General features: G+C 48.5%; 20 protein-coding genes. 11 read left to right on the top strand and 9 right to left on the bottom strand.

Annotation, left to right across the window (positions count from 1 at the left end; genetic code table 11):
- Positions 1-84: 84 nt before the first annotated feature.
- A complete protein-coding gene (locus METMI_RS0110705) occupies positions 85-450 on the top strand; it encodes a DUF6164 family protein (RefSeq protein WP_019866289.1) in 366 nt (121 codons plus the stop codon).
- 45 nt (positions 451-495) lie between these two features.
- Complete coding sequence (locus tag METMI_RS0110700) at positions 496-1,197, top strand: Eco47II family restriction endonuclease (protein ID WP_019866288.1); 702 nt, start codon at positions 496-498, stop codon at positions 1,195-1,197.
- Positions 1,198-1,282: 85 nt separating this feature from the next.
- Here METMI_RS0110700 and METMI_RS0110695 read toward each other — a convergent pair whose 3' ends face one another.
- Entirely contained in the window at positions 1,283-1,747 is a 465-nt protein-coding gene (locus METMI_RS0110695; RefSeq protein ID WP_019866287.1) for a very short patch repair endonuclease, read from the bottom strand.
- Positions 1,748-1,824: 77 nt separating this feature from the next.
- On the opposite strand from METMI_RS0110695, the gene dcm reads away from it, so the two are divergent.
- Together dcm and METMI_RS0110685 are read left to right on the top strand one after the other, a co-directional pair.
- Positions 1,825-3,093: a DNA (cytosine-5-)-methyltransferase gene (gene dcm / locus METMI_RS0110690; RefSeq protein WP_019866286.1), complete on the top strand. Its 1,269-nt coding sequence runs from the start codon at positions 1,825-1,827 to the stop codon at positions 3,091-3,093.
- Positions 3,094-3,143: 50 nt separating this feature from the next.
- Complete coding sequence (locus tag METMI_RS0110685; RefSeq protein WP_019866285.1) at positions 3,144-3,590, top strand: YaiI/YqxD family protein; 447 nt, start codon at positions 3,144-3,146, stop codon at positions 3,588-3,590.
- A 150-nt stretch (positions 3,591-3,740) separates the two neighbouring features.
- Here the strand turns inward: METMI_RS0110685 and radC are convergent, their stop codons facing one another.
- A complete protein-coding gene (gene radC / locus METMI_RS0110680) occupies positions 3,741-4,415 on the bottom strand; it encodes a RadC family protein (protein ID WP_019866284.1) in 675 nt (224 codons plus the stop codon).
- Positions 4,416-4,697: 282 nt separating this feature from the next.
- Between radC and METMI_RS0110675 the strand changes: the two genes are divergently transcribed.
- From METMI_RS0110675 to METMI_RS0110665, 3 genes are read left to right on the top strand one after another with little or no spacing between them, the layout of a single operon-like run.
- Positions 4,698-6,038, top strand: coding sequence for a TolC family outer membrane protein (locus METMI_RS0110675; RefSeq protein WP_019866283.1), 1,341 nt, complete (start codon positions 4,698-4,700; stop codon positions 6,036-6,038).
- 36 nt (positions 6,039-6,074) lie between these two features.
- Complete coding sequence (locus METMI_RS0110670) at positions 6,075-7,211, top strand: efflux RND transporter periplasmic adaptor subunit (RefSeq protein ID WP_019866282.1); 1,137 nt, start codon at positions 6,075-6,077, stop codon at positions 7,209-7,211.
- Positions 7,208-7,867: an ABC transporter ATP-binding protein gene (locus tag METMI_RS0110665; protein ID WP_019866281.1), complete on the top strand. Its 660-nt coding sequence runs from the start codon at positions 7,208-7,210 to the stop codon at positions 7,865-7,867. Before METMI_RS0110670 ends, METMI_RS0110665 begins: the two co-directional genes overlap by 4 nt.
- A gap of 284 nt (positions 7,868-8,151) precedes the next feature.
- Here METMI_RS0110665 and METMI_RS0110660 read toward each other — a convergent pair whose 3' ends face one another.
- The 5 genes from METMI_RS0110660 to METMI_RS0110640 form a co-directional block, all read right to left on the bottom strand.
- Positions 8,152-8,976 carry a lysozyme family protein gene (locus tag METMI_RS0110660; protein WP_019866280.1) on the bottom strand — a complete coding sequence of 275 codons (825 nt, stop codon included), beginning with the start codon at positions 8,974-8,976 and terminating at the stop codon, positions 8,152-8,154.
- Between the two features lie 110 nt (positions 8,977-9,086).
- Complete coding sequence (locus tag METMI_RS25450) at positions 9,087-10,403, bottom strand: caspase family protein (protein WP_019866279.1); 1,317 nt, start codon at positions 10,401-10,403, stop codon at positions 9,087-9,089.
- 540 nt (positions 10,404-10,943) lie between these two features.
- The gene (locus METMI_RS0110650) at positions 10,944-12,143 is read right to left on the bottom strand and encodes an ABC transporter permease (RefSeq protein WP_029151616.1); all 1,200 of its coding nucleotides are present in this window, start codon (positions 12,141-12,143) and stop codon (positions 10,944-10,946) included.
- Between the two features lie 2 nt (positions 12,144-12,145).
- Positions 12,146-13,351, bottom strand: a complete 1,206-nt coding sequence (locus tag METMI_RS0110645; RefSeq protein ID WP_019866277.1) for an ABC transporter permease — start codon at positions 13,349-13,351, stop codon at positions 12,146-12,148.
- 148 nt (positions 13,352-13,499) lie between these two features.
- A complete protein-coding gene (locus METMI_RS0110640) occupies positions 13,500-15,830 on the bottom strand; it encodes a DNA translocase FtsK (RefSeq protein WP_029151615.1) in 2,331 nt (776 codons plus the stop codon).
- Between the two features lie 339 nt (positions 15,831-16,169).
- Here METMI_RS0110640 and trxB point away from each other — a divergent pair, with 339 nt between their 5' ends.
- The 4 genes from trxB (at position 16,170) to infA (ending at position 18,898) form a co-directional block, all read left to right on the top strand.
- Positions 16,170-17,126: a thioredoxin-disulfide reductase gene (gene trxB / locus METMI_RS0110630; RefSeq protein WP_019866274.1), complete on the top strand. Its 957-nt coding sequence runs from the start codon at positions 16,170-16,172 to the stop codon at positions 17,124-17,126.
- A gap of 70 nt (positions 17,127-17,196) precedes the next feature.
- Positions 17,197-17,892: a leucyl/phenylalanyl-tRNA--protein transferase gene (aat, locus tag METMI_RS0110625; RefSeq protein WP_019866273.1), complete on the top strand. Its 696-nt coding sequence runs from the start codon at positions 17,197-17,199 to the stop codon at positions 17,890-17,892.
- Positions 17,889-18,590, top strand: a complete 702-nt coding sequence (locus METMI_RS0110620) for an arginyltransferase (protein ID WP_019866272.1) — start codon at positions 17,889-17,891, stop codon at positions 18,588-18,590. The genes aat and METMI_RS0110620 overlap by 4 nt, the downstream gene beginning before the upstream one ends.
- Positions 18,591-18,679: 89 nt before the next feature.
- A complete protein-coding gene (gene infA, locus METMI_RS0110615) occupies positions 18,680-18,898 on the top strand; it encodes a translation initiation factor IF-1 (RefSeq protein ID WP_019866271.1) in 219 nt (72 codons plus the stop codon).
- Positions 18,899-18,935: 37 nt separating this feature from the next.
- On the opposite strand, the gene clpA is transcribed toward infA, so the two are convergent.
- Together clpA and clpS are read right to left on the bottom strand one after the other, a co-directional pair.
- Entirely contained in the window at positions 18,936-21,206 is a 2,271-nt protein-coding gene (gene clpA / locus METMI_RS0110610) for an ATP-dependent Clp protease ATP-binding subunit ClpA (protein WP_019866270.1), read from the bottom strand.
- Between the two features lie 11 nt (positions 21,207-21,217).
- Positions 21,218-21,541, bottom strand: coding sequence for an ATP-dependent Clp protease adapter ClpS (clpS, locus tag METMI_RS0110605; RefSeq protein WP_019866269.1), 324 nt, complete (start codon positions 21,539-21,541; stop codon positions 21,218-21,220).
- Positions 21,542-21,668: the final 127 nt, after the last annotated feature.

The raw sequence follows: 21,668 nt of genomic DNA, 5'->3' as shown, positions 1-21,668 counted from the left end.
AGTGAGTCGAAGCCGTTGTCGCAGCAATTTAACCAGGCCTATAATGGCCGCTATCCTTAAAAATTTGCCAAGCCACCACTTCCCATGACTATCTTATTATTTCCCTTACGCGGCGTGCCTGACGATGAAGCTGATGAAGTGCGGGAACTGCTGGCTGACCAAGACATAGATTTTTATGAAACCTCGGCGGGAAACTGGGGAATTTCGATGCCCGCCTTATGGCTGAGGGATCACGGGCAATTGCAGCAAGCGCGGGAATTGCTGGCACACTACCAACAACAACGGTTTTCGGCCGCGCGGGAAGTTTATTTGCAAAGCCAACAGCTTGGCAAACGCCCAAGCCTATTAACGGCGTTCCGCAAAAAACCGGTACAACACCTCCTTTATTGGTCCGGCAGCTTGCTGGTTGTTTATGTGTCCATCAAGCTATTGTTTGAACTAGGCTTGTAAACCCAAGCGCATAACCGCCCCGACCAACAGACACCAGGACACAAAATGCCCAAACTTAGCTTCATTTCCGATGCCGCACTCACCACAGCGGTCAAACGCCTGCTGGATATTGCCATCCAAGCCCGCACCAAAGCCGATAAGGATTTTGAGCGCAATGTCATCGACCCGTTTGCCGTGTTATTTGAAATGTCCGGCTTTAAGGCCGACGAAGCCGCATGGCTGGCGGGCGAAAAAAACCGCCAGGCGCAAAAATCCCTGCAAAATCATGTCGGCACCTTCCATCAGGCCATTTTAGGGATGATGCAGGGCTGGCAAGATTTGGGGACGGGTAGTGTGGTCGATGCCGTTTGCCCGGAAAAGAAAATCATCGCCGAAATCAAAAACAAGCACAACACCGTCAAAGGCTCTGACAAAGTCAAAGTCTATGACCAAATGGAAACGCTGGTGATGACCAAAGGGCACCAATACAAAGACTTCACGGCCTATTATGTCGAAATCATCCCCAAATCCGGCCTCCGTTATGACAAAGAATTTACCCCGCCGGACAGCGCCAAAGGCCAACCACGCCGCGCCAACCCTTTGATCCGCCAAATTGACGGCTATAGCTTTTACGCCTTGGCGACAGGTGTGCCGGATGCCTTGGAACAATTGTTCACCGCGCTGCCGGACGTGATAGAAGCCTGTTCAGATTACCGTTTTGCCGACCGGGCATTCGCCAATGCATTTTTCCATAAGGCGTTTGGATGATAACGGGGGATTGTTTTGGTTTTTTCACCCGAAAAAACCAAGGTCATCTTCCTGTGTGCCCATTGCTTCGTGGCAAAAATGGACACTATAGGTCGCTAAACTCATCATAAACCGGCATCTCAAAATACTCCGCGCCACTATGCAACCACGCCACCAAGTGTTGCAAAGTCGCCTCCCTTTGCCTTTTCTTCAAACCACACTCCCAAACAATCGCCGCCCGCCAGCCCAACACTTTTAACTGGTAAAGCACTTTTTGGTCACGCGCGACATTACGGGCGAATTTCCGCTCCCAAAAATCCGTCCTGGATTTTGGCAGATGCGACGCCTTGCAGCCTTCGTGCTGGTGCCAAAAACAACCGTTGATAAAAATGACCGCATGGTATTTCCGCAACACCAAATCCGGCGAGCCAGGCAAGGTCTTATTGTGCAAGCGGAACCGGAAACCCTGCTGATGCAATGCCGAACGCACCCATTTCTCCGGCTTAGTATTTTTGCTACGGATAGCCGCCATCGTCCGCGAACGCGCCACCGGGTCAATGCGGTCAGTCATAGCCAATCTGTTTTATAGCCAAGACCCTTACCCTTGTTTATAATGGTAACCATGTATAAGGTTGTTAAAGGTTGTTTATGTATTCCGTAGCACAAATCGCTGATATGTTAGGCGTTTCCAAAGAAACCTTGCGCCGTTGGGATAATAGCGGAAAACTGCCCTCCTTACGCAACCCGATGAACAATTACCGGTTTTATGATAAAGAACAACTCCGGCAATTTGAGGAACTGCATTTCATTTTCGATGATACCCAACGCCCCGACATCACCGCCGCTTATCCTTATCAATCCATCGAACTGTTCGCGGGCGCGGGCGGCCTGGCGATAGGCTTAGAGCGGGCGGGGCTGGACACCGTACTGCTCAACGAACTCGACAAGAACGCCTGCGACACCTTAAAAGCCAACCGCCCGCAATGGAATGTGCAGTGTGGCGATATTGCCCAGTTGGATTTTACCCCTTATTTAGACCAAATAGATGTGCTGACCGGCGGCTTCCCCTGCCAAGCGTTCAGCTATGCGGGCAAGAAAATGGGCTTTGAAGATGCGCGTGGCACCTTGTTTTATGAATTCGCCCGCGCCGTGAAAGAAACCCGGCCCAAGCTGTTTATGGCGGAAAACGTGCGCGGCTTGTTGAACCACGACGATGGCAAAACGCTGGCAAACATCCGCTCGGTCATAGACGAATTGGGCTATACCTTGCTGGAGCCGCATTTGATGAAAGCCATTTTCTACCGCGTCCCCCAAAAACGCGAACGCTTGTTATTAGTCGGCATCCGTAATGATCTGGTAGGTTTGGCGGAATTCCACTGGCCTAGGCCTTACCAAAAAGTCTATACGCTCAAGGATGCGCTGAAAGCAGGCGAATTGTTCCCTTGCGACGTGCCCGCATCCGCCGGGCAAGGCTACCCCGCGAAAAAAGCGGCCATCATGGCGCAAGTGCCGCCAGGTGGCTATTGGCGGGATTTGCCGGAGGATTTGCAAAAAATTTATATGCAAAAAAGCTATTTCCTCAGCGGCGGCAAAACCGGCATGGCGCGGCGTATGCATTGGGACGAGCCTTGCCTGACCCTGACCTGCGCCCCGGCACAAAAACAGACCGAACGCTGCCATCCTGAAGAAACCCGCCCGTTTACGGTGCGCGAGTACGCCCGCATCCAAACCTTCCCCGATGACTGGCAATTCATGGGCGCGTTGACTTCGCAATACAAACAAATCGGCAACGCCGTACCCGCCAACATGGCCTACGAATTGGGTTTGTCGGTGGTGGATTTCCTCAACCGCCTGTGTGCGACGGGGAAAGCAACGCCAGCAGGTGCGCCGGAGCAGCAGGAAGTGCCGTTTGCTTAAGCGGATGTGCGCAATAACCAAACCCACAAACAACATCAATGGGCTAAACCATGCAAATCTGGGTTGACGCGGACGCTTGCCCGAAAGCGATCAAGGACATTTTGTTCCGGGCGGCGGAACGCTTAGCCATCACCACCACCCTGGTCGCCAACCATAAACTGGCAACGCCACCCTCACGCCATATCAAATTCCTGCAAGTGAACGCGGGCTTTGATGTCGCCGACAATGAAATCGTCAAACGTTTGGCTGTAGGTGATTTAGTCATTACCGGGGATATTCCCTTAGCCAATGAGGTGCTGGACAAAGGCGGCCACGCCATCAATCCACGCGGGGAGCTGTACACCGTGGAAACCATCAAGGAACGCTTGAATATGCGGGATTTTATGGACAACTTACGCTCCAGCGGCATCAACACTGGCGGCCCGGCGGCACTAAGCCCGCGTGACATCCAAGCGTTTGCAAACCAATTGGATAAGTTTCTGGTGCGTAAGCGATAACTTGATTTGAAAATTTTTTGTCCACGAAAGACACGAAAAGCACGAAAAGCACGAAAAATGAACGAGGGGAAAATCTTTCCTTGATGAACAAATCCACACATCCTTTTCGTGCCGCCTAATGCGCCTACTGTTGGCTTTCGTGGACAACAACTACAACAAGCCATGCTCGGCAAACGAATACGGCAAACCGTCACCGATAATAAAATGATCCAGCACACGAATATCAAATAAGGCTAAGGCTTGTTTTAATTTATCGGTGATGTGCTGGTCGGCTTGGCTGGGTTCGGCGATACCGGAGGGATGGTTGTGGGCAAAAATGATGGCGGCGGCGTTGTGGTGCAAGGCGCGTTTGGCGATTTCCCTGGGATAAACGCTAGCCCCGTCTATCGTGCCACGAAACAGCTCTTCAAATTGGATGACACGATGCTGGTTGTCCAAAAACAAACAGGCGAACACCTCATAAGTATAGCCACGCAACTGGGCGCTTAGATAAGCACGGGTAATGTCCGGGCTAGTCAGGGCATTGCCACGCTGCAAAATTTCTTGAAAATGCCGTTTTGCCATTTCCAACACCGCTTGGAGCTGGGCATATTTGGCAGAACCTAAACCATTAGCTTTGCAAAAACGGGCTTGGTCGGCATCCAACAAGGCTTTCAAAGAGCCAAAATCGGCGAGCAAATCCCTCGCTAAATCCACCGCCGATTTGCCAGGCGTGCCTGTACGCAGAAAAATCGCTAGTAACTCCGCGTCAGTCAACGCGCCAGCCCCACGTTGCAGGAGCTTTTCACGGGGGCGGTCTTCTTCATCCCAGTCTTTAATGGCCATGCTGTTTGCCTATGAAAGTAAAATCTTAATCATAGGAGAATTTATACAATTAACCATTCGATAGCTGCATCAGAGCGGCGCCCTACCCTAAAATCCAGGAAGCCCATCAAAAACAGGCCAAAAAATTTGTTGCAGTTTTGACAGGGTGGACATTTTTCCTAAAATCGTATCTAGTAGCTGCATGGGGATCTTTTCTTAGTGTCCGTGAGCCAGGAACATCATTCTCCTTTGAATAAGGTCTCCTCCATTTTTTCAAAAACTGTCCGAACTATTGCCGCCCTTATGCTAAAAAAATTGGCCATTGTCATTCCACTGATTTGCGCAATGGCTGTTAAGGCATTGGCCGAGTTAAAACCGCAATCGCTGATGGATGTATATGAACAGGCTTTGGCGCATGACCCCGCTCTGGCGGCGGCTTTAAGCGCAAACCAAGCGGCGCAGGAATTGATCGAACAAGGCAAGGCCTTATACCGGCCGGTAGTTAATTTCAATGCCGGAGTCAATGCGTCCCGTACGGAAATTGCCTTTAACAATCTGGCTTCGCCCTTCAAAGGCGGCGTGCAAACGTTTGAAGGCTACAACTATGGCGTTGAAGCGCGCCAACCCATTTACCGCAAGCAAAATCTCGTGCAAATGGGCCAAGCCCAAACCCAAGCAAGCCAAGCCGACAAGCAATTAAACTTAAGCCAACAAGACTTGATAGTGCGCACCACCCAAACTTATTTCGATGTGCTGATCGCACAAGATAAGATTGATTTGATTAACGCACAGAAAGCGGCGATCTTAAGCCAGCTCGATCAGGCCAAAGCCAATTTCGACGCAGGGCTCAGCACCATTACCGATGTCAACGAAGCCCAAGCCCGTTACGATCTGATCGTGGCGCAAGCAATGGCGGCCATTAACGGGCTCCAGATTGCCGAACGGGCGCTGCAAGCGATTACCGGAGCAATCCCCCAAAAGTTGGCGATGGTAAAACCGGATCTCAAACCCCATAGCCTGGAACAAGGCATGGAAAAATGGCTGGCGGTGGCGGTGCAAAACAATTTGAACCTACAAATCCATCAGGATACCGTCACCTATTCGGAACAGGAAATTGACCGGGCCAAAGCCGGCCATTTACCGACTGTAGATGCGGTGGCGAGTTATAACGACACCTATACCAATGGCGGTCAGTTCGGTTTTGGAAATGACCTTAAAAATGGCACCATAGGCTTACAGCTACAGATTCCGTTGTACCAAGGCGGCGCCACCAGTTCACGCGTCAGGCAAGCCATACTAAATAAACAAAAGGCCTTAGATGATGTGGCGCTTGCCCGCCGTCAGACCGAGTTGGAAACCCAGAGCGCCTATTTAAATCTGAACACCAGTATCGCGCAGGTAAGCGCTTACGAACAGGCCGTCACCAGCAGCCAAAGCCAAGTAGCCTCGACCGGAAAGGGCTACGATGTCGGCATACGGACTAGCATCGACGTGCTCAATGCCCAACAACAACTGTTTTCAGCCAAACGTGATTTGCTGCAAGCACGTTACGATTACCTAGTAAATATCATCCGTTTAAAAGCGGCGGCGGGCGTGGTGACAGAAAGCGATCTGGCGGATATTAACCAGCAATTGGTGCGTTAAATTAAATTAGGCTATCACCCACTTCGGATTGTGCCAATGAGAAAACCTTACCTGATAACCGCCTTGATCCTTGCCGGACTGGTGGCGGGTTATTTTTATAAGCAGCAGCCAAAACCCATCGAGATTGATGTGTATACCGTCGCTAAGGGCGAGGTCAAATCGACGGTGTCCAATACGCGGGTCGGCACGGTCAAGGCGTGCCGGCGGGCGTTCCTGGCTCCGGCGACGGGTGGCCAGGTGGCGAAACTGCATGTTAAAGAAGGCGACCAAGTCCAGCAAAACCAATTGTTGCTGGAAGTGTGGAATAAGGATTTAAAAGACCAGGTCAAACTACAGCAAGCGCAAATCCGCGCGAACCAAGCTTCCGCCGAACAGGCTTGCCAGCTTGGCGCCAGTGCGGGCCGTGAAGCGGAACGGATCAACAAACTGTTTCAGCGCGACCGTTTTGTTTCCGAAGAAATGGTCGATAACAAAGTCTCCACCGCCAAGTCCAAGCAAGCCGCCTGCAACGCCGCACGCGAAAATATCAAGGTCAGCGAACGGAGCCTGGAAGCGGCGCAAGCGGCGGTTGAACGCACCCTGCTCACCGCCCCGTTTGACGGCACGGTGGCGGAGATCAATGCCGAACTCGGCGAGTATGTCACCCCTTCACCACCAGGAATCCCTACCTTGCCTGCAATTGACCTGATGGATGTCAGTTGCCTGTATGTATCCGCCCCGATTGATGAGGTCGATGCGCCGCAGATAAAAACCGGCATGACTGCTTGCGTCTCGCTGGATGCGTTCCCTGAAAAACGCTGTTCCGGTACAGTGTCACGGATTGCCCCGTATGTATTGGAAAAAGAAAAACAGGCGCGTACGGTCGAAGTGGAAGTAAAGCTGACCGACCCGAAAGACCTGAAAGAATTGCTGCCGGGTTACAGCGCCGATATTGAAGTCTTGCTGACCAGCAAAGCGCAAGCGATCCGCATTCCGGCAGAAGCCGTCATGGAAAATAACCGGGTATTGCTGATAAAAGCAGACGGTTTATTGGAAGAGCGCAGCTTTAAACCCGGCTTAAGCAACTGGAATACGATAGAGGTCATATCCGGTTTGGCTGTCGGCGACAAAATCGTCAAATCCATCGGTCAAGACGGCGTGAAGGCAGGTGCTTATGTCCAGGAACGCCGATGATCCGGTTGGAGCATATCCATCGGTATTTCCAAGTCGGCGAGCATACCGTCCACGCCCTGAACGACATTAACCTCACAATAAACAAAGGCGAATACGTTTCGGTGATGGGGCCGTCAGGTTCCGGCAAATCCACGTTGTTAAATATTGTCGCCTTGCTTGACCGGCCTTCTTCGGGGCGGTATGTACTGAATGATATTGATGTGATCCAACGCAGCGACGACGAGCTGGCTAGGATACGTCGGGAAAATATCGGTTTCGTGTTCCAGTTTTTCCACGTCATCCCCCGTTTGACCGCCGCCGAAAACGTCGAAATGCCGATGATATTGGCAGGCATCAACCCCAAGGAACGCAAACAACGGGTGCTGGAAGCACTGGCTGCCGTGAGCTTGCAAGACCGCATCCACCATAAACCGAACCAACTGTCCGGCGGGCAACTGCAACGGGTGGCGATTGCCCGTGCGATGATTATGCGCCCTGAAGTGGTGTTGGCCGATGAACCTACCGGCAACCTTGATAGTAAAGCCGGTTTGGAAATTATGGAATTATTGGAAAACTTGAATCGACAAGGCGTGACCTTGATTATGATTACCCACGATCAGGTATTGGGTAGCCGTGCGCTACGGCGGATTAGGATTGTTGATGGGCAAATCGAATAATGATAGGCGGAATAGCGTTCCAGATTTTTCGCTATTCGGTATTGATAGGTTTGCTTCTTGTTAGCCCTCTATAAAATTTAAGGTGGCTGAATGCCTCCATTCGACCATAACAAGACATTCAAAGCTTTGGCCGTAATAACAAATATATGCTATGTGGCGGCCATTCATTAGCAGCTCATAACAGGCCGTTGATTTACTATGATTTACAGCGGCTATCTTCTATAGATGGTGAAATGATATTGTTTAATTTACTATATATTGTGTTTTTCAACAGCCTGTTAATGTTATGTAATAGATTTAAGACCCGATTCAAAAAGCTTAGCTTCAAGTTCACGTCTTATAACAAGCCCTTTAGCATCCGGATTATTTTCCCAAATACGTTTCATACTACGAATTCTATCTGGAATGTTCTCGAATTTTCGATTTCTCATAAGATTACGAATGTCTAACATTTCTTTACGCCGGTTATTTTGTTTATCAAGATCTGTCCCGCGATTAAAGACTAGAGACACAAGTGCTCCTAAACAATCAGCACTAAGTTCGTCGCAGTGTGGAAAAGTTTTTTCAGTTTGATACGTTACAAATGGAATATAATCAATAAATTGACCGTATGCAGCATCCCAGGAAACCTTGACAACATCGGCTACTGTAGGTAACGAATCTTTAGCTTCATTTCCTTTTTTTTTCAATACCTTCTCAAGAGTGCTTAAAGCTGGTTGTTCAAGCCGATTGCACCAATCTCGGTAAAAGACATTTTTATCTGCATATCCTAAGTCGTATCCTATCCCAATTGTTACGCCAGAATTGGACTTTGGCCAGATAGGGGTTTGATAATATTTTTCATATCTATTTTTACCACCGACCTCAAGTTTTACGATCATATCTATTGCAGTTTCCGATATTTTTCTTGTGGATTTCTGTCCTGTGCCAATGCCTTTTGTTTGGATTATATGTCCTTCTCTAAATTGCCACGAATTTTCTAATAGTTCATCATCATTATTTTCAAATTGACTCAGTAATTGTTCGAAATTGGTACTAGCAAAAACGCTTGTGTATTTTAAAATAAAAGGGGCCATCATAGATAACTTCAAAAACTCTCGTCTTTTCATCACTTAACACTCCAAAATTTATATATAATAATGATTACTTATTTTTTTACCTTACCAACTACTCATTCACTTCGTATAAAAACCACCAAACGTATGGATATGTTAAAATGCTACTTTGTCTCTAAACATTTCCTAATGCCGTGATCCATAGGATTACATTTAGAAAACATACTTTCATCAACTTGGAAATCAACCTTAGGAAGTGGTGACTCATTATTCACATCGAAAACTATACAAGTATTTTTCAGTTGTTCTATTTTAATATTAGTATTTGTAAAATCTGCGCGAGTAACATCGGCACCTGTTAGGTCTGCGCCATCAAACCTGGAATACTTAAAATTGGCTTCAGCTAAAGTAGAGCAAAATAAACTTGCGTTAGAAAAGTCTGATGATGAAAAGTTAGCATGATATAAATTAGACCATTCTACAGATGCATACGGCAGTATGGCGTTATTGGCGGAGGTGTTAGAAAAATCTGCAGAATATAGCGTGACACTATTCAAAGCTTTTCCTTTTTTTACTAATTTTTCTAAAGCTTCACGAGCACCAGCTCCTCTTGTGGTTAGTAATATCATTTCATACAAATCCGAATTGCTATCCGAGGAAGCTTGAGATGGTGGAGTAATATTTTTACATCCTCCGAAACAATACTCTCCATAATATGATGAGTTCATCCATGGTACTTGAGTTTCATTTTTATTAGAAACGTCTCTACCCACCCACTTTAACATTTTCTCAACATCTACTCCTGAATTAAAGTTTTTAAGCAAAGCCCAAGTATATAAACTATTATCTTGTTCTGGAAGATCATCAACAGTATATCCAGGGGCTGTGGCATAAGAAATTATTATCCCAGAACGAGCAATCACAGGAGCAAGACCTGTAGATATAGAGCTAAGACCTTTTGTTCCTTTCGATGGTCTGTCACGACATGCATCTAAAAAAATAATATTAAATAAATTTTGGGCCTCTTGCATCGATTCCAATATTTTGCTCAACTCAAACCCCTTTAATCTTAAATCATTTTTATTTGCGATTTTTACCCCAACAGGAATGAGATAATTTTCATTTTCCAATTGAGCTCCATGTCCCGAGTAATAAACGACACCTACAGTGTCTGGTTTCAATTTTTCCGTAAATTTAGCAACGGCTTCAGCTAATTCCTGGTATGTTGTGTTTTTATAAAAAAAAATTTCTCTGGGATTGATTTTTTCTAATGCAGCCTTAAAGCCATCGGCATCTTTTTCTGGATTAGTAAGCTCGTTTAATGGACTAGTATACTTATTATTGCCAATTATTAAAGCTACTACGTTTTTTTGATCATCGTTAACATCAGAGCTTTCATCACCAATAGTCTTTTCACATATGCAAAAATTTAATAAGAAAAAAATTGCGATAACAAAATATTTTTTTAATAAGGATGGCATTATTCTTGACTCCAAATCAGAGTTACCAAGTTTTTATGGGTAGTCTTTAAAAATATCCAGTCTACATTTTTATCTTGAGCGAAGCCATCAAATAATTAGATAGTCATTCACCAATTACAAAATTTGTCTTACCACAACAAGTTTTTTAGCTTAAGGAATTTCTTATTCCCCAGCATAATTAATCTAAAAGGCATAAGTTATTTAAGTCGTTTAAAAAGGCTATGTCACCGTTAATTGTGGAAGCCTTAAATGACGCGGCTTTCAGCGAAAGCCGCAATCCGCATTAAATAAGGCTTTGCGCCGAACATAAAATTTTTTCAACAACTAACGGTGACATAGCCTTTAAAAAACGTGAAATCAGTAGCTAATGACAGCTATTGAATAAAACAACACCAACGACAGCAACGGGTCGTTTTCTGGCGATCAACTTTACTCTTGATTGGATAATTGCCATTGTTTAAATGTTAAGGTTTGTTTGGACTAGAGAAATTGAACAACTTGTAAGTTTTCTTGCATAAAGATTGAGCAAAACAAGCTAGCCTATTCAGAATGCAAAGCCTGCAAAGGTTCCAAACGGGCCGCCCTAATTGCCGGTATCACGCCTGAAATGATGCCAATCAGTAAAGACAGGATGAAAGCGGCGGCGATGTAACTCCAGGCCAATTCGGTCGGCAGTGCCGGCACTAGCTTGCTGATTAACCCAACGATGCCAATACCTGCCAAAACTCCGATCATCCCGCCCACCGCGCTTAAGCTTAAGGCTTCGAACAAGAATAACTTGAAGATGATGCTCCGTTCCGCGCCTATTGCCCGCAACAAGCCAATCTCGGACACCCGCTCCGATACGGCTATGGTCATAATGGTGATGATGCCGACCGACCCGACCAACAGCGAGATTCCGCCTAAAGCCGCCACCGCCATTGTCAAAATGCTCAGGATGGAATCCATGCTCGCCAACATCTGGTTTTGGGTGATTAAGGTAAAATCTTCAAGCCCATGCCGTGCGATGAGCAACTGCTTAATGCTTTTGAGTACCGAGTCAACCGATACGTTATTGCCATACAGCAAATCAATTTCCATCAAGCTTTCCCTATCAAACAAAGCCAAGGCTTTTGCCGCAGGGATGTAGACTGTATCATCCATATCATAGCCCAGCATTTGGCCTTTTTTTTCCATCACGCCCAATACACGGTATCGGTCTGTGCCAATGCGTATGCGTTTGCCCAAGGGGCTGGTTTGCCCGAACAACTCGCTTGCCAGCTTATCGCCCAGCACGGCGAAAGCGCGGGGATGGGTGTCTTCACCCGAAGGCAAAAATTGGCCTAATTGGGTGCGGATTTGCCAGACTTGGGGGACGGCGGCACCTGCACCGATGACGTTGGTGCGCCGTTGCTTGGTGTCCGTTTCAACCCGCGCATTGCCTTGTACCACTGGCACAACGGCAAGAATTCCGCCTAATTTGCCCAAGCTGGCTGCATCTGCCATGGATAAGGGACGTACTGTGCTGATGGTCGCCCCGGATAACCCAAAAGTGGATTTTTTCCCTGGATGGATGCCAATGATATTCGTCCCAAACTGGGTGAATTCAGCGATCACAAAGCTGTGCAGGCCACGGCCTAAGGAGGTCAGGATAATGACGGCGGCGATCCCGATGATTAATCCTAACGAAGTTAGTGCCGACCGTAATTTATAAGAAATGATCGTCCGGAATGACAGGAGCAATATGTCAAGGAAACTCATGGTCATCGTTTCGCCAACGCGACTATAGGGTCAAGCCTTGCCGCTTTGCGGGCGGGCAGTACGCCAAACAATAAGCCAGTCAGGATTGAAACGCTGATAGCGGACACTAATCCCCAATGAGGAAGGGCAACAGGAAATTTCGGATAAACCAGCTGTATCGCTGCTATGACCAGTTGACCGAATAATAAACCGACCAACGCGCCGACCAATGATAACAGCACAGCCTCCGCCAGAAAAAGCCACTGTACCTGGGCTTGTGATGCGCCCAATGCCTTGAGCAAGCCGATTTCGGCAGTCCGTTGCGTGACACTGACCAGCATGACATTCATGACCAGCACGCCCGCGACAACCAGGCTGATACCGCCGATACAGGCCACGGCGATAGTCAGCGCGGTGAGGATTTTATTGAAGGCATTGACCACGCTGTCTTGGGTGATGACGGTGATGTCTTCCTCGCCTTCATGGCGAAGTTTGATGGTCTTTTTAACTTCATCCACCGTTTTTAGCATCGCGTCCCTGGATCGGGTTTCGATCAAAACCCGGAACAGGGACCGGGTATCAAACAAGGCTTGGGCGGAAGCAACCGGAATAATCACCATCTCGTCAAAATCAACGCCTATGGATTCGCCTTCGGAAGCCAGCACGCCGATAACCCGAAACCGCCTGTCATTTATGCGTAGCCATTGGCCCAATGCCGGCGTGTTGGCAAATAATTGTTCACGAATCATTTGCCCGATGACACAAACGGACAGGGCGTTACCAGCCTCGGTTTTTGGCAAAAAACTGCCTTGCGCCATGGTCAGATGCCGCACCCGCAATAACGCATCCGTGGAACCAAACACATTGGTTTCCCGCTCCAAACCCGCAAAGGTGACCGGAGCGGCCCCTATGGTTAGCGGCGCCACCGCCGCGACATAAGGGATGTGCGCCAATGCCCCGGCATCTTCCAGGGTCAAATCCCTGGGCGTTTCACCGAATAGCGGCGGGGAGCCGCCCGTTGTTTCAGTGCGTCCAGGCAATACGATAACCAGATGCGTACCCAAGGCTTCAAACTCATGCACGATATAACTACGGGCGCTTTCGCTGAGCGCGATCAACACGGTCACGGAAGTCACGCCTATGCCCATCGCCAAGATAATCAGCAATGTCCGCAACCACTGGGATTTTATGGAAATAATGGCTTGTTGGAAGATGTCCCGTAGGAGCATTTCAGTCTCCGAAAACTATTGGGCATTAATTCCTTTCTGATGTTTGTCCCGCCTGCGCCCCAATCCTTTCCTACATTGCAAGAGAACGATACTGATGGCCCATTTATTTCCTTGGCGGTTGGATGCCTTTCAAAACATCGTTGTCCGCTCAGTCTTTGATTGGGCTGGGGGCAAGCACCACTCTCGACCCGTTGGTCTCGGCAGGGCTAACAACACCCGCCGCTTCCATATTTTCAATCAAGGTCGCGGCGCGGTTATAACCGACCTTAAACCGCCGTTGGACGCTGGAAATGGAAGCTTTGCGCGATTCGGTGACAAACTGCACGGCCTCGTCATACAAAGGGTCGTTCTCACCGCTGCTATCGCCGCTGCCGCCACTTAAGCCGGCACTAAAGCCATCGTTGCTGTCGCTGACTTCTTTGGTGATGTCGTCAAGATAATTGGCAGGCGCCGTCTGTTTTAAAAACTCCACCACGCGGTGCACTTCATGGTCATCGACAAACGCGCCATGGGCGCGGATAGGGATGCTCGTGCCGGAGGGTAGGAACAGCATGTCGCCGTTACCCAGCAAGGTCTCGGCACCGCCTTGGTCGAGGATGGTGCGCGAGTCGATGCGGGAAGAAACTTGGAAAGAAATACGTGTCGGCACGTTGGCTTTGATCAAGCCTGTCAAGACATCAACAGAAGGCCGTTGCGTGGCGAGGATCAAATGGATGCCTGCGGCGCGGGCTTTTTGCGCAAGGCGGGCGATAAGCTCTTCGACTTTTTTGCCGACGATCATCATCATGTCCGCCAACTCGTCGATGATGATGACGATGCTAGGCAACGTGGCCAAGACCGGATATTCTTCCTCGAAATCATCGGCAAAGGATTGTCCGGGCTGAAACATCGGGTCGCGGATGAATTCGCCACGGGCGGCGGCATCTTCAATTAGCTGGTTAAAACCCGCCAAGTTCCTGACCCCGACTTTCGACATCAGCTTATAACGCCGCTCCATTTCCCCAACCGCCCAGCGCAGGGCGTTGCTGGCCTCTTTCATGTCGGTGACCACGGGGGTCAACAAATGCGGAATATCGGCGTAAACCGACAGCTCCAGCATTTTCGGGTCTATCATGATCAGGCGCACTTGGGCGGGCGTGGCTTTGTACAGCAAGCTTAAGATCATGGTGTTGATCGCCACCGATTTTCCCGAACCAGTAGTCCCCGCCACCAGCGCATGCGGCATTTTGCCCAAATCGGCAACCAGCGGCGTGCCCGCAATATCCTTGCCCATCGCCAACGTCAGCAACGATTTGGCATGGGTGAAATTGTTGGACACCAACAGTTCGCGCAAACTGACCATTTCCCGCTCCCGATTAGGGATTTCCAAACCCACGACGGATTTGCCAGGGATAATTTCGACGATACGCACGCTAGTGACCAGCAAGGCCCTAGCCAAATCTTTGGACAAGGTGCTGATGCGGCTGACTTTGACCCCGGCGGCCGGTTGCAGCTCGAAACGGGTGATGACCGGCCCCGGATGGAAACCAACCACCGCAACGGTGACATTAAAATCGGCCAAAATTTCTTCCACGCGCCGGGACATGGCTTCCAAGTCGCTTTGGGAATAACTCACCACATGCGACTCACGTTGGTCCAGCAAATCTAGTCCAGGCAAAATGCCGTCATTCATCGAATAAACTGGAACCGATGGTTTTTGCGCAAATTTGCTGATTTTTTCCGATTTCTGCGTAACGTTTTCAACAAACTTTTCGAACGGACGGGAAGGCTCAAGCAGTATGGCGTCGGGTGTTTTTTCAACCGTTTTTTTAACGGGTTTGCTTACCGGTGGCAGGAACATGGTTTGCACCGGCAAAGCGGCAGGCAACTTGGGCGGCTTGACTTGCAATTTGGAGAGGTAGCGGAAGGCGGCCTGGGCTAAGGAAAAGGTTTGCTTGCCTACCCAATCAACCAAAGCCACCCAAGAAACTTCCGTCGCAAGGGTAATGCCCGCCAATAACAGGACGATCAAAAACAGCGTCGCCCCAGAGTTGCCCAGCAAATTGTAGGCGACATCCCCCGTCTCCTCGCCCAAAATCCCGCCCGTGTCACGCGGCAATTCAATATGGACCCGGAGCATATACAGGTGCAACAAAGCCGTACCCGCCGTCAGGAAAGCCACCATCCCCAAGGCGCGGATAAGCGTTTTTTCCCGGCTACGCTTTATCGGCTTAAAGAACAGGTAACTCTGCCAAGCGATCAATGCCGGAAACAAATACGCCGTCAAACCAAAAAAACTCAAGCTAATATCAGCCAACCAAGCCCCGATAACACCGCAGGCATTGGTGACGGTGGGTTTGGTGCCGCTGTGTGTCCAGCCCGCATCTTCAAGGCTAAAGGTAACGAGTGAAATTAAAAAAAACAAAGCGCAGGCAAAAAAACTCAAGACCGCAACTTCGCGTAAGCCACGAAACGTTTTTTCTTCCATTACAGCAGACATAAATAGATTGGATAGGTGATACCCCGCTAAGGGGCTACTTTATAAAGATCCGCAGCATCCGTCTAAATGCGTAGGCAAGGGCTAAAACTCATGCACTTAAATTATGCACACACCGTTGTTTACCCTTCCGGGCTTTATTGGGAGCGGGGTCGCGATGTTAAAAAATTTCTTCGTTATGATTATAGATGAATACGGTTCCATTTTGCATTAATAACAGCCGTGATGGGCCGCGTTTGTTTACATGCCTGCTACGGATGACCAAAATCAACAATAACATTGTCGAAACACGCATTCAGCTGCATAATTTAAAGATTATCCTTTTCTTGTAGAGATTTGTTCATGAGTAATTCAAAACACTGTCGGCTTTTGATTTTAGGCTCTGGCCCTGCCGGTTACACTGCGGCGGTCTATGCCGCCCGCGCAAATTTAAAACCAGTGATGATTACGGGTATGCAGCAGGGAGGGCAATTGACCACGACAACTGATGTCGATAACTGGCCTGGGGATATTGAAGGCCTGCAAGGCCCTGATTTGATGGAACGGATGCGTTTGCATGCCGAACGGTTCGACACTGAAATCATTTTCGACCATATCCACACCGCCGATTTGTCGGCGAAACCCTTTACCTTAACCGGAGATTCCGGGGTTTACACTTGTGACGCGTTGATTATCGCCACCGGGGCTTCGGCACGTTATTTAGGGCTGGATTCGGAAGAGGCATTTAAAGGCCGCGGAGTTTCCGCCTGTGCGACTTGCGATGGCTTCTTCTATCGCAACAAGCCGGTGGCGGTGATCGGCGGCGGCAACACCGCCGTTGAGGAAGCCTTGTATCTTGCCAATATCGCATCAAAAGTTACGGTCGTGCATCGCCGCGACAAATTCAGGTCTGAAAAAATCCTTTCTGACAAATTATTGGAAAAAGCCAAAAACGGCAATGTCGAGATCGCATGGAACCATACCTTAGACGAGGTGCTGGGGGATGACATGGGCGTGACCGGATTACGGATAAAAAATATCGAAGACGGCTCAAGCAAGGATCTGGACGTGCATGGTGTGTTCATCGCTATTGGCCACACGCCTAATACGGGAATTTTTGAAGGCCAGTTGGAGATGGACCATGGCTACATCAAAGTCCGTAGCGGCATCCAAGGCAACGTGACGGCAACCAGTGTTGAAGGGGTCTTTGCCGCCGGGGACGTGATGGATTCGGTTTACAAACAGGCCATCACATCGGCGGGTGCGGGCTGCATGGCGGCCTTGGATGCCGAGAAATATTTGGATGAATTAGCGGGTTGAATGCTGTAAATGCATTCTCATGGCAGGCAAAATCAGTGTTTATCGCTGGCGTAAATTGCGTATTGGATAGATGAAACTGACGATACTGAACCCTAAAAATCCTGACCAAGCATTTCCGTCGGTCAAAAAAGCCTTAAAAGAGCCGGATGGCTTACTGGCTATCGGCGGCTGTTTGTCAAAAAACCGTTTGATAAATGCATACCGCCAGGGGATTTTTCCTTGGTATAACCCTGGCGAGCCGATTTTGTGGTGGTCGCCTGACCCGCGGCTAGTGTTGTACCCTGAAAAGCTTTTCATTTCCCGCAGCCTGCGTAAGACTTTGCGGCAGAGCAACTATTCAGTCACGATTGACCAAGCTTTCGATCAAGTGATCAATAGCTGCGCCGAACCTAGGCCTGGGCAATCCGGCACCTGGATAACAAATGACATTAAACAAGCTTACGGCGAGCTATTCCGTTTAGGGATAGCCCATTCTGCCGAAACTTGGGTTGAAGGCAAATTGGTAGGCGGGCTATATGGCATCGCCTTAGGACAAGTTTTTTTCGGCGAATCCATGTTCCATACCCAAACCGATGCCTCTAAGGTCGCGTTTGCAACCCTGGTGGACAAGCTTAAGTCTTGGGGCTACCGGCTCATTGACTGCCAAGTGCATTCGCAGCATTTGGTGAGCTTAGGTGCTGAAGAAATTTCGCGTGACGATTTTGGGCAACTGTTAGGCCAATATTGCGAAATGACGGCCAGCCCTTCTGCTTGGAAACCAGCATGAAAACGCTGCCATTATTTCTGACCGAAGAACATCCATGCAGTTATCTTGAGGGTGAACTGGCCCGCTCGGTGTTTGTACACCCGTCTTGCACCATGACCACCCTGTTATATGGGCGGCTTATGGAACAAGGCTTCCGCCGTAGCGGCGATGATGTGTACAAGCCGTATTGCCAACATTGCTCCGCTTGTATTCCGGTCAGATTAGCGGTTTTTGAGTTTAAGCAAAACCGTAGCCAGAAGCGCTGCTGGGAAAAAAACCGCGCTACCCAGGTACAAATCAAGCCTGCCGTTTTTGAGCAGGCGCATTATGAAATGTATTTACGGTATCAGACGATTCGGCATACGGACGGTGATATGGCCAGATCCAGCCCTGATGATTATCTCGGTTTCTTAAGCAGTTCCTGGTGCAATACCCAATTTGTGGAATTCTCAATTAACGGGCGATTGGCAGGCATTGCCGTTGTCGACCTATTCGATAACGCATGGTCTGCCGTTTACACGTTCTTTGAGCCGGAATTTTCCGGATACGGCCTAGGTGTTTATGCGGTTTTATGGCAAATTGAACAAGCCAAGTCCGAACACCGCGAATTTTTATACTTAGGCTATTGGATTCAGGCGTGCAAAAAAATGGCGTATAAAAGCAATTATCAGCCCCTGCAATTATTGCTTAATAAACAATGGACTGAAAAATATGCTTGAATTGAACACCTATTTTAGTGCCACACACTTCTATTGTTAAAAGGCGGCTTATGTTATGATGGGCGTTTTAAAATTTACAGGTAATACCCATGGCTAAAGAAGACCAAATTGAAATGGAAGGCAAAGTGATAGATACGCTTCCTAATACGATGTTCCGTGTGCAACTTGAAAACGGCCACATTGTGACCGCACATATTTCCGGAAAAATGCGTAAGCACTATATCCGCATTTTGACTGGCGATAGCGTTAAAGTTGAAATGACACCTTACGATTTATCAAAAGGCCGTATTTCATTCCGTATGCGCTAATCCCAAAGGAATGGGACTAGCGCATAGCCCATGCCAACTAGCTATCTTCAGAGACCACCAGCTCCTTGCCTTCTATGGCAAAGCCCAGTTCGTTGTTTTTCATATAAACCGTCACATGCCCGCCGTTTGCCAGTTTCCCAAACAGCAAATCATTCGCCAAAGGCTTTTTAATTTTTTCCTGTATTAACCTCGCCATTGGCCTGGCGCCCATTTTGGGGTCGCAACCATTCTCAGCCAACCATAACCGCGCCTCAGTTTCCAGCGTTAAGGTAACCTGCTTATCCGCCAGTAAAGCTTCCAGTTCAAAGATAAATTTATCGACAACATGACCGACTATGGAAATGTCCAGCGGCTTGAATTGGATGACCGCATCTAGCCGGTTACGGAATTCCGGCGAAAAAGACTTTTCAATCACTTTCATGCTATCGGTCGCATGGTCTTGGTGGGTAAAACCGATCGACGCACGGCTACCTTCTTCCGCACCCGCATTCGTCGTCATAACCAGGATGATGTTACGGAAATCGGCTTTGCGTCCGTTGTTATCGGTTAATGAGCCATGATCCATGACCTGCAACAACAAGTTAAACACATCAGGATGGGCTTTTTCCAATTCGTCTAGCAACAGCACCGCATGGGGGTGTTTGGTCACCTGTTCGGTAAGCAAACCACCTTGATCGAAACCGACATAACCCGGAGGCGCACCTATCAACCTGGAGACCGTGTGCCGCTCCATATACTCCGACATATCCAAGCGGATCAATTCAACGCCCAACACTTTTGCCAACTGCCGCGTCACTTCGGTTTTACCCACACCTGTCGGCCCGGCAAATAAGAACGAACCAATAGTTTTTTGGGTATCGCGCAAACCCGCCCGGGATAACTTGATCGCCGATGCGAGTGCGGAAATCGCTTCGTCCTGCCCAAAAACCAGCATCTTGAGGTTTTTTTCCAAATTCGCCAGTTTATCCACATCGTTTGAAGACACGGATTTTGCCGGAACCCTAGCGATTTTAGAGACGATTTCTTCAATTTCCGCAACATCAATCAATTGCTTGCGTTCGGCTTCTGCCGTCATGCGCTGTTTGGCGCCCGCTTCATCAATCACATCAATGGCCTTGTCAGGCAAATGGCGGTCAGTGATATAGCGGTCGGACAATTCGGCAGCCAAACGCAATGCATCGGGTGAGTATTTCACGTCATGATGTTCTTCAAAACGTGATTTAAGACCTTTTAAAATCAAAATGGTATCGGCAACCGAAGGTTCCAAAATATCCACTTTCTGGAAACGGCGGGCGAGCGCATGGTCTTTTTCGAACACGCCGCGGTACTCCTGATAAGTCGTTGAACCTATGCAACGCAAATGCCCGGAAGCCAAAGCGGGCTTGATTAAGTTGGACGCATCCATGACACCACCCGATGCCGAACCGGCACCAATAATGGTATGGATTTCATCAATGAACAGAATCGAGTTGGGCTCTTTTTTAAGCTGGTTCATTAACGCTTTCAGGCGTTTTTCAAAATCACCGCGGTATTTGGTGCCAGCCACCAAGGCCCCCAAATCCAACGAATAAATCACGCTTTTTAACAATACTTCCGGGACATCTTCTTCAACGATCTTCTTGGCCAATCCTTCGGCGATGGCGGTTTTACCGACACCCGCTTCACCGACTAGCAAAGGGTTGTTTTTCCGGCGGCGGCACAATGTCTGGATGGTACGCTCAAGCTCAAGTTCCCGGCCAATCAAAGGGTCAATCCGGCCTTTTAAGGCCTCTTCATTAAGATTGGTGGCATACCTGTCCAACGGGCTACCGGATTCGGTATCCGAGCCACCATTATCAGCGTTTTGTTCGCCGTTGCTTTCGTTGCTGTTCTGGTCGAGCTTGGAAATCCCGTGCGAAAGGTAATTCACCACATCCAGGCGTGATATATCCTGCTTGTTTAACAAATAAATCGCATGGGAATCCTGCTCACTAAAAAGCGCAACGAACAGATTGGCGCCAGTCACTTCTTTTTTATCAGAAGCCTGGACATGGAAAACCGCCCGCTGCAACACGCGTTGGAAGCCCAGCGTCGGCTGGGTGTCGCGCTGTATGCCTGGAGGGATCAACGAGATCGTTTCGTCAATAAACTTGGTCAATTGGCTGCGCAATAAAGGCATATTACAACCACAAGCCCGCATGACCGCTTCAGCGGACGCATTATCCAGTAGCCCCAACAATAAGTGTTCAACCGTGATAAATTCATGGCGTTTATCATGGGCATTTTTAAACGCGGTATTTAACGTAATTTCAAGTTCTTTGCTTAACATAAACGCTCCACTTACACTATTTCCATCGAGCACAGCAACGGATGTTGATGCTCGCGTGCATATTCATTGACAATAGTTACTTTAGTTTCAGCAACATCCTTAGTATACGTCCCACAAACGCCAACGCCTTGCGTATGTATTTGCAGCATGACCTGTGTTGCCAACTCTTCGGACATACCAAAAAAATCCATCAGCACTTCAACGACAAAATCCATAGGCGTAAAGTCATCGTTCAACAAAATGACCCTATATAATGGCGGCTTTTGTAATTTTGGCTTGGCTTCCTGAACCGCCAAGCCATCATCGCTATCTTCAAACGGATTTAAATCGGACATAACAAACAGATAAATTAACTCTCTATATGCATTAACATAATGCTAAGTGTAGAGTATTTCAAGCCCGTACACACAACAAATTATCCTGACCCGTTAGACAATAGGGAAGTTGCACCTACAATAAACC

The sequence above is a fragment of the Methylovulum miyakonense HT12 genome (assembly GCF_000384075.1).
Classification (GTDB): Bacteria; Pseudomonadota; Gammaproteobacteria; order Methylococcales; family Methylomonadaceae; genus Methylovulum; species Methylovulum miyakonense.
Note: the sequence above shows the minus strand (reverse complement) of the source record. Positions and strands in the feature narration are given on the sequence as shown.